General features: G+C 74.6%; 1 protein-coding gene and 1 pseudogene. Both read left to right on the forward strand.

The features are described from left to right. Positions 1-206 (forward strand): hypothetical protein (locus EZM81_RS18060; protein ID WP_136646745.1); only part of this gene is annotated, 206 nt, incomplete at its 5' end. A 27-nt stretch (positions 207-233) separates the two neighbouring features. Beyond that, a pseudogene (locus EZM81_RS18065) lies at positions 234-504 on the forward strand (phage tail tape measure protein); the annotation flags it as partial.

A 504-nucleotide genomic window follows, 5' to 3' on the forward strand; every position in this document is an offset into this window, starting at 1 on the left:
GCGCGCAGGTCTGGGACCTGGCGCAGCGCCTCGGCGGGCAGATGCGCGTCATCTCCGGCGCGGTCATCGGCTGGGACATGGGCGCGGCGCTGGCGCTGGGGAACGCCCTCGGCATCTCCCCGCCCGCCATCGCCGAGCTGCTGCCCGCCCTTGAGGCGGTGATGGTCCGCCGCGTCAACGAGCAAATCGCGGCGAACCGCGACTGACCCCATTCTACCCGGAGCCCCGATCCGATGCCTGAGAAACGCGTCTCCGTCCGGCTTGCCGCCGTGGGCGGCCGCCAGGTGCGCGCCGAACTGGAGGGCATCGGGGATGCCGGGGCGCGCGGCTTTGGCCGCCTGTCCACCGAGATGGAACTGGCCAACACGCGCCTCGCGAGCTTCGCGCGCCGGGCCGGGATCGCGCTGGCGGCCGTCGCCGCGGCGGCTGCGGCGGCCGGGGTGGCGATGGTGCGCTCGGGGCTCGCGAACATCGACGCGCAGGCGAAGCTCGCGCAGTCGATGC

Source organism: Tabrizicola sp. YIM 78059, assembly GCF_004959785.1.
Taxonomy (GTDB): domain Bacteria; phylum Pseudomonadota; class Alphaproteobacteria; order Rhodobacterales; family Rhodobacteraceae; genus Tabrizicola; species Tabrizicola caldifontis.